Origin of the sequence: Immundisolibacter sp. (genome assembly GCF_028696615.1) — a bacterium.
Taxonomy (GTDB): Bacteria; Pseudomonadota; Gammaproteobacteria; order Immundisolibacterales; family Immundisolibacteraceae; genus Immundisolibacter.
Window position 1 is genome coordinate 1 of sequence record NZ_JAQVGQ010000146.1, and the last position, 6999, is coordinate 6999.

Sequence of the window (6999 nt, forward strand, 5' to 3'; positions counted from 1 at the left end):
ATCTCGCCGGGGCGGCCCTTGGGGATGACTCTGATGAACTTGTCGAACAGCTGCGGGTGGGCCCGGACCAGCTCGTCCACCTGCTCGGTGCGCACGGCGCACGGGGCGACGGTGTTGAAGGTGATGTCGTGCGCCGCGAACTCGCGGGCCAGGCCAGTCGTCAGGCCGTGCACGCCACCCTTGGCGGCGTTGTAGGCGGCGTGGTCCCACAGGCCGTTGCGCACCGAATCGGCGCCGATGTTCACCATGCGCCCGTAGCCCTGGCGCAGCATCACCGGCAACACCGCGCGGCTTGCCCACAGCACCGTCCACAGGTTGCGGTCGATAGTGGTGCGCAGCGTTTCGGGCGTGTGTTCCAGGAACGGCTTGATCACGCCGCCGCCGGCGTTGTTGACCAGGATGTCGATGCGCCCGAACGCCGCGAGCGCGGCGTCCGCCATGGCCTGGTTGGCGGCTTCGGTGGCGAGATCCGCCACGTGACAGGCGGTGCGCACACCGTATTCGGCGCCGATGGCCGCGGCGGTGGCGCGCAGCGTGTCGCCGTCGAGGTCCGCCAGCAACAGATCGGCGCCCTCGCTCGCCAGCTCGCGCGCAATGGCGCGGCCGATGCCTCTGGCGGCGCCGGTGACGATGGCGGCGCGATCTTTGTGCAAACCCACGCTCAGCCCTCCGCTGCCGGCTCGAAGCGGCCGGTGGACGCAAACCGCGGGTCGGGCACGTTGCCCCAGTAGTCGAGCGAATCCGGCCGCGCCTCCAGCACGCGCGCCTTGCGCGGTCGCTCCTCGGGGAACTCCTCCATACCGAAGCTGTATTCGAGCGTCATGCCGTCGGGGTCGAGGAAATACAGGAAGATGCTGCCGGACGGCGGATGCCGGCCGGGGCCGTAGACGATCGGCACGTCGTGGCGCTTCACGCGCGTCAGCGCGCAGCCGATGTCGTCGATGTCGGTGACCATGAAGTTGACGTGGTTCAGGCCCGGCTCCTTGCGCGTGGCGGCCGCATTGCCGACGCCGAGCGAGTGGTGGTACGGGTTCGGGAAGCAGCGCATGAAGGCGATGATGCCGTCCACGAAATCCGAGATGCGGAAATTGAGCGTCTCCTTGAAGAACTTGACCGCTTCCGGCCAGCGCTCGACGTTCAGCACCACGTGCCCGAGGCGGGCGATCTTGGTGACGGTGGGCGTGTAGGTGCTGCCGCGCTCGAGCTGGCCTTCGTAGAACTCGAACGCAAGGCCGCTGAACGGCTCGCGGATGCGCACGGTGCGCTGTTGGCGCAGCGCGCGGCATTCCTCGGCCGACAGGAAGGTCGGCTTCAAACCGGCGGCCTGCAGGTGCTCATACAGGCGATCGAGCTGCTCGGGCTGCTCCATTTCCCAGCCGACGCGCTTCAAGCCCGGCTCGCCGCCCTCATACAGCACCACGTTGTGGTGGTCGGCGCTGCAGGCGAAAAACGCCGGGCCGCCGTCGACCTGTTCGTTCAGCTGCAGGCCGACGATGTCGCGGTAAAACGGCACCGATTTGGCCAGATCGCTCACGTTGAGCGCGACGTAGCCGAGTTTCTTGTAGCGGAACATGGGTTTCTCCTGGATTACGGCGACGCCCGACGCGGGCGTGTACCGCGACGGGCGAATCGCCAAAGGACAGGGATGCCCTTTGGCGATGATCGATTCACAAAATCGCGCTCACCATGCCGTGCGGGCGCAGGCCGTCGATGTCCAGCATCACGCGTTTGCTCTTGATGCGAAGACCCTGCGCCGTGCGCACCAGCTTGTGCACGGTGTGGCAGACGAAGATGTCCAGGTTCTGCCGCTTGGCGCGGTAGACCACCTGGTTGGCGGCCACCGTCAAACCGCTTTCGTCCTGCTCCAGGATGCGCACGTTGTGGATGGTGTGGCGCACCTTGGAGTGCGGGAACTCCACGTGCGCGGTGCGCCGCGTCAGGCGCTTGGCGCGCTGCACCAGACGGTGGTGGTCGTCGTTGACGATGAACAGCGCCTCGTTCTTGTCGGCGTCGGGCAGGTCGATCGGCGGGATCAGGTATTCGCCGTCCTCGGTGAACAGCTCGGACCACTCGATCGTTTTCCAGTCATCCAGCAGGGCCGCCTCGTGGTACAGAAAATCCTCCACCTCGGCCCGGGTCAGCAGTGCCATCGTCGTGTTCCTTATGTTGGTTACGGCTGCCCGCCACGAGGCAGCCCCCGTCCGGGGCAGGATGCCCCGGCGTCCGCAAGGGCTGCGCCCTTGCGGACGGAGCAAGTCGCGGGCGTGTACCGCGACGCCGCGAGCCGAAAAATTCCATGGATGGAATTTTTCGGCATCCGATCATTCCCCCGCGCCCATCAGTTCATCCCAGCGGATCCAGAACGCGCGCATCTGCACCTCGTCGTCGCCCTGGTTGTCGTCCGGCCGGTTCATGCCCTTGGAAATGTCGTTCCAGGCCACTTCCGGCATGTTCTGGTAGGCCAGCTGGCACAGCTCGAGCATTTCGACGTCGTCCGGCGTGGCAAACCCGGCTGGCCCCAGGAACTCGTTGAAGTTGTACTGCCGCCAGGCGCGCATCTCGGGGTGCTCGCCGCGCGGCGCCAGCGACCAGGCGTTGACCTCCAGGTACCCCGGTGTCACCGGCTGGAAGGTGCGGATGGTCAGGCCCATGATGTCGTTGATGACCAGGTTCGGGAAAATCAGGATGTTGCGGTTCCACTTGGCGATGCGGTCGGCCCGCTCGCTGCCCAGCCGCGCGGCGAGCTCGGCCTGGATGCGGGCGATCTCCTGCTTGCCGGACTCGCCCCACTGCGGCACCCACTGCGCCACCGGCCGTCCCCACGGCGCCTGGTATTCGATCACCGCGTGACCGTTGCCCAGACTCCTGCCGCCGCCGCCGACATCGTGCGGGTTGAAGTCCTCCCGGAACACGCCGACCGTGGCGCGCAGGTAGTCGAAATACGAGGCGTGCGCGGTGATGGCGTGGTAGCCGTCGGCGCTGTTCTCGTACAGCAGCTTCCAGTTGGCGCGCATGGAATACACCTGCTCGCCGGGCGTCACCTCCATGCCGTGCTCGCCCTGGTCGGCCACCAGGTCCAGGTACTCGGCGGCGCCGGCGAGATAGCTCTTGAGGTCTCCGGCGGCGGGGTCGAAATTCACGAACACGAAATCGCGGTACACGTCCACCCGCGCCGGCGACACCAGGTCCTTGGCGCCGTTGGCGAAGAAGCCGTCCGGAAAGCCGCTCGCGCCCGGCTGCTCGACCATGCCGCCGTGGGTGTCGAAGGTCCAGCCGTGATAGGGGCAGGTCAGGCGCTTGGCGTTGCCCTGTTTCTCGCGGCACACCATGGCCCCGCGGTGCGTGCAGGTGTTGAAGTAAACCTTGACCGCGCCGTCGTCGGCGCGCCACAGGAACAGCTGACGGCCGCCCACGTTGCGCGCCACGAAATCGCCAGGCTTGGCGATTTCCGACGCGTGACCGGCGTACAGCCAACAGCGGCTGAAGATTTCCGCGCGTTCCTTGTCCAGCACGGCGGGGTCGGTAAACGCCCAGCGCGGCACCAGGAACTCGCAGCGCTGCGGATCGATGCGGATGAAATGGGTGCCGCCAAGACCGGGTTCGACGGGCTTATTCATGGGAGTCTCCAGGACGTGAAACGGGCATCGGCGCCTGCCGATCGGTCGTTTACTTTACGTGCAAGTGTGGGCATGCCGAAAGCCACCCTGCCGCCACCGTGACGTCGGGCAAGCCAAAACGCCGTTGCTAGAATCGACGCACCTTCCGTCACTCGGGGAATGCCATGTTCGATCCTGCCGCCTTCGGCCCCGCCATCCAGCAGCGCCGGCGCAGCCTGCCGGCCATCCGCGACCAGCGCCACCCGGCCAGCCACGGGCCACGCCTGTTTGCCGACAGCGCCGACATCCACGACATCGAACCGCTGTACCGGGCCGGCATCATCAACGGCGTGACCACCAACCCGACGCTGATGAAGCGCGCCGGCGCCAACTCGTGGGCGCAGGCCAAGGCCATGCTGACCGATATCCTGACCTTGCTGGCGCCGAACCCGGTCAGCCTGGAGCTGACCGAGCTCGGCTACGACGCCATGCTGGCGCAGGCACGGGAGCTGGCCGCGCTCGGCAGCAACGCCGTCATCAAGGTGCCGGTCGGCGGCTACCGGGCAGTCGACGCCAAGGCCGATCCGTTCACGGGACTGAAGGTGATCCGCGCGCTGTGGGAGCTCGGCATCCACACCAACGCCACGCTGGTGTTCAACACCACGCAGGCGTTCTGGGCCGCCAACGCCGGCGCCAGCTGCGTGAGCCCGTTCCTGGGCCGCGTGGCGGATTACCTCGCCAAGCACGACGACGCCGGCGGCCCGCCCGGCAACTCGCTCTACCAGGCCACCGAGCCACAGCGCTACCACAACACCGAATACGTGGCCTGCGGTGGGCCGCGTCACGACGCCGGCTCGCGGCTGGTGCAGGAAATCGTCACCGTGTTCGCGCACTACGACATCCGCACCGAGGTGCTGGCGGCCAGCATCCGCAACCCGGCTCAGGTGTCCGAGATGCTGCTCGCCGGCGCCGACATCGTGACGGTACCGGCGGCCATCCTGGCCGGCGTGGCCGATCACCCGCTGACGGATCTGGGCATGCAGGCGTTCTGCGCCGACGCGGCGGTGTTCACCGGCTGAGCGGCGGCACCGCAGCGCCATTCCCCGCGCTGCGCGGCGGCGGAAGGCTGTGGTTCAATAGCGGGATTTTCTTTCCCCACCACCGTGCCGTGCCCGCGGGTTTCCGTCCTTGAAAAAAACAGACCTCACCGATCCGCAATACTTTCACAAGGTAGTCGACTGTCAGTGGGCCTGCCCGGCCCACACCAACGTGCCCGAGTACATCCGGCTGATCGCCGCCGGGCGCTACACCGACTCGTATCTGCTGAACTGGTTCTCGAACGTGTTCCCGGGTGTGCTCGGGCGCACCTGCGACCGGCCCTGCGAGCCGGCCTGCCGACGCGGCCGGGTGGAGGAAAAACCGGTCGCCATCTGCCGCCTGAAGCGCGTCGCCGCCGATTACAAGGACGACATCAGCGCGCGCCTGCCGGCCATCCCCAAGCAGAAAAACGGCAAGCGCATCGCGCTGGTCGGCGCCGGACCGGCCTCGCTGACGGTGGCGCGCGACCTGATGCCGCTCGGCTACCAGGTGGTGCTGTACGAGAAGGACCGGCGCGGCGGCGGCGCCATGCGCACGCAGATTCCGGCTTTCCGTCTGCCCGAGGCGGTGCTGGACGAAGAGGTCGACCGCATCCTCGATTTCGGCGTCGAGTGCCACTTCGGCACGCCGGTCGAGAGCATGGGCGCCCTGCTCGGGCAGGGCTTCGATGCGGTGTTCGTCGGCTCGGGCGCGCCGCGCGGACGTGATCTCGACATTCCCGGCCGGCGCGAGGCGGCGGCCAACATCCACATCGGCATCGACTGGCTGGCCTCGGTGGCATTCGAGCACACCACCCGCATCGGCAAACGCGTGGTGGTGATCGGCGGTGGCAACACCGCCATGGACTGCTGCCGCACGGCGCTGCGTCTGGGCGGCGAGCAGGTCACGGTCACGGTGCGCAGCGGCTTCGACGAAATGAAGGCCTCGCCGTGGGAGAAGGAAGATGCCATGCACGAGGGCATCCCGATCCTGGACTACCACGCGCCGAAATCCTTCGAGCATGAGAACGGCCGCCTGACCGGCGTGTGGTTCGACAAGATGCGCGCCGAGCAGGACGAGCGCGGCCGTCGCCGGCTGGTGCCGACCGGCGAGGCGCCGGTGTTCATCCCCTGCGACGACGTGCTGATGGCGATCGGCCAGGAAAACGCGTTCCCGTGGATCGAGCGTGATCTCGGCATCGAGTTCGACCAGTGGGACCTGCCCAAGCTCGACCCCGACACCTTCCAGTCCACGCTGCCGCAGGTGTTCTTCGGCGGCGATGCGGCGTTCGGACCCAAGAACATCATCACCGCGGTGGCGCAGGGCCACGCGGCGGCCATCTCCATCGATCTGTTCTGCCACGGCAAGGATTTGAAGGCCGACCGGCCCAAGCCCAGTGTGACGCTGGTGTCGCAGAAGATGGGCATGCACGACTGGAGCTACGGCAACGAGTTCTCGGCCGCGCAGCGCGTTGCCGTGCCGCACGCCGACACCTTCAAGACGCTCAAGAGCATCAAGGTGGAGGTGGAACTCGGCTTCGATCCGGAGCTGGCCTACAAGGAAGCCGCCCGCTGCCTGAACTGCGACGTGCAGACGGTGTTCACCGAGAGCCTGTGCATCGAGTGCGATGCCTGCGTCGACATCTGCCCCGAAGACTGCATCACCTTCACCACCGACGGTGACGAGGCCGAGCTGCGCATGCGCCTGACGGTGCCGGCCAAAAACCTCGACCAGCCGCTGCTGGTGTCGGGCCCGGTCGGGACCGGGCGCATCATGGTCAAGGACGAGGACGTGTGCCTGCACTGCGGCTTTTGCGCCGAACGCTGCCCGACCGGTGCCTGGGACATGCAGAAATCCATCCTCACCCTTCCGCAAGCAGGTGGCGTATGTCACGTCTAGCCAAAGTCAACGAATTCGTCCTGCGCTTCGCCAACGTCAACGGCACCGGCTCGGCCAGCGCCAACGGTCTGGTGGCGCGGGCGCTGTTCCGCATGGGGCTGCCGGTCGGCCCCAAGAACATCTTCCCGTCCAACATCCAGGGTCTGCCCACCTGGTTCGAGATCCGCGTCAGTGAAGCCGGCTACACCGGCCGGCGCGGCACGGTGGACCTGATGGTGGCCATGAACGGCCAGACCTTCGCCGAGGACGTGCGCAGCGTCGAGCCCGGCGGCTATGTGCTGTACGACTCGTCGAAGCCGCTGGCGCCCGAGCTGCGCCGGCCGGACATCACCTTCCTCGGCGTGCCGCTCACCGAGGCGGTGACGCGCGAGTTCAGCAACCCGCGCCAGCGCCTGCTGTTCAAGAACATCATGTACGTGGGCGTGCT

Annotated in this window: 7 protein-coding genes; 3 read left to right on the forward strand and 4 right to left on the reverse strand. The window is 67.2% G+C overall.

The features are described 5' to 3' along the window. The 4 genes from PHC73_RS09910 to PHC73_RS09925 all read right to left on the reverse strand — a co-directional run. Nucleotides 1-659 (reverse strand): SDR family NAD(P)-dependent oxidoreductase (locus PHC73_RS09910; RefSeq protein WP_300127404.1); only part of this gene is annotated, 659 nt, incomplete at its 3' end. Between the two features lie 2 nt (nucleotides 660-661). Next, nucleotides 662-1573, reverse strand: coding sequence for a VOC family protein (locus PHC73_RS09915; RefSeq protein ID WP_300127407.1), 912 nt, complete (start codon nucleotides 1571-1573; stop codon nucleotides 662-664). 94 nt (nucleotides 1574-1667) lie between these two features. After that, complete coding sequence (locus PHC73_RS09920; RefSeq protein WP_300127409.1) at nucleotides 1668-2150, reverse strand: aromatic-ring-hydroxylating dioxygenase subunit beta; 483 nt, start codon at nucleotides 2148-2150, stop codon at nucleotides 1668-1670. A gap of 171 nt (nucleotides 2151-2321) precedes the next feature. Then, nucleotides 2322-3617, reverse strand: a complete 1296-nt coding sequence (locus PHC73_RS09925) for an aromatic ring-hydroxylating dioxygenase subunit alpha (RefSeq protein WP_300127412.1) — start codon at nucleotides 3615-3617, stop codon at nucleotides 2322-2324. Between the two features lie 164 nt (nucleotides 3618-3781). Here PHC73_RS09925 and PHC73_RS09930 point away from each other — a divergent pair, with 164 nt between their 5' ends. The 3 genes from PHC73_RS09930 to PHC73_RS09940 form a co-directional block, all read left to right on the forward strand. Then, nucleotides 3782-4675, forward strand: a complete 894-nt coding sequence (locus tag PHC73_RS09930) for a transaldolase family protein (RefSeq protein ID WP_300127415.1) — start codon at nucleotides 3782-3784, stop codon at nucleotides 4673-4675. 109 nt (nucleotides 4676-4784) lie between these two features. After that, entirely contained in the window at nucleotides 4785-6572 is a 1788-nt protein-coding gene (locus PHC73_RS09935; protein ID WP_300127418.1) for an FAD-dependent oxidoreductase, read from the forward strand. Next, nucleotides 6560-6999, forward strand: a 440-nt coding sequence (locus tag PHC73_RS09940; protein WP_300127421.1) for a 2-oxoacid:acceptor oxidoreductase family protein, incomplete at its 3' end; no start/stop codon positions are given. The genes PHC73_RS09935 and PHC73_RS09940, both read left to right, overlap by 13 nt.

Bases quoted from the DNA above. Each gene is read 5' to 3' on its own strand.
- PHC73_RS09915 (WP_300127407.1), bottom strand. From the start codon at position 1,573: ATGTTCCGCTACAAGAAACTCGGCTACGTCGCGCTCAACGTGAGCGAT.
- PHC73_RS09920 (WP_300127409.1), bottom strand. From the start codon at position 2,150: ATGGCACTGCTGACCCGGGCCGAGGTGGAGGATTTTCTGTACCACGAG.
- PHC73_RS09925 (WP_300127412.1), bottom strand. From the start codon at position 3,617: ATGAATAAGCCCGTCGAACCCGGTCTTGGCGGCACCCATTTCATCCGC.
- PHC73_RS09930 (WP_300127415.1), top strand. From the start codon at position 3,782: ATGTTCGATCCTGCCGCCTTCGGCCCCGCCATCCAGCAGCGCCGGCGC.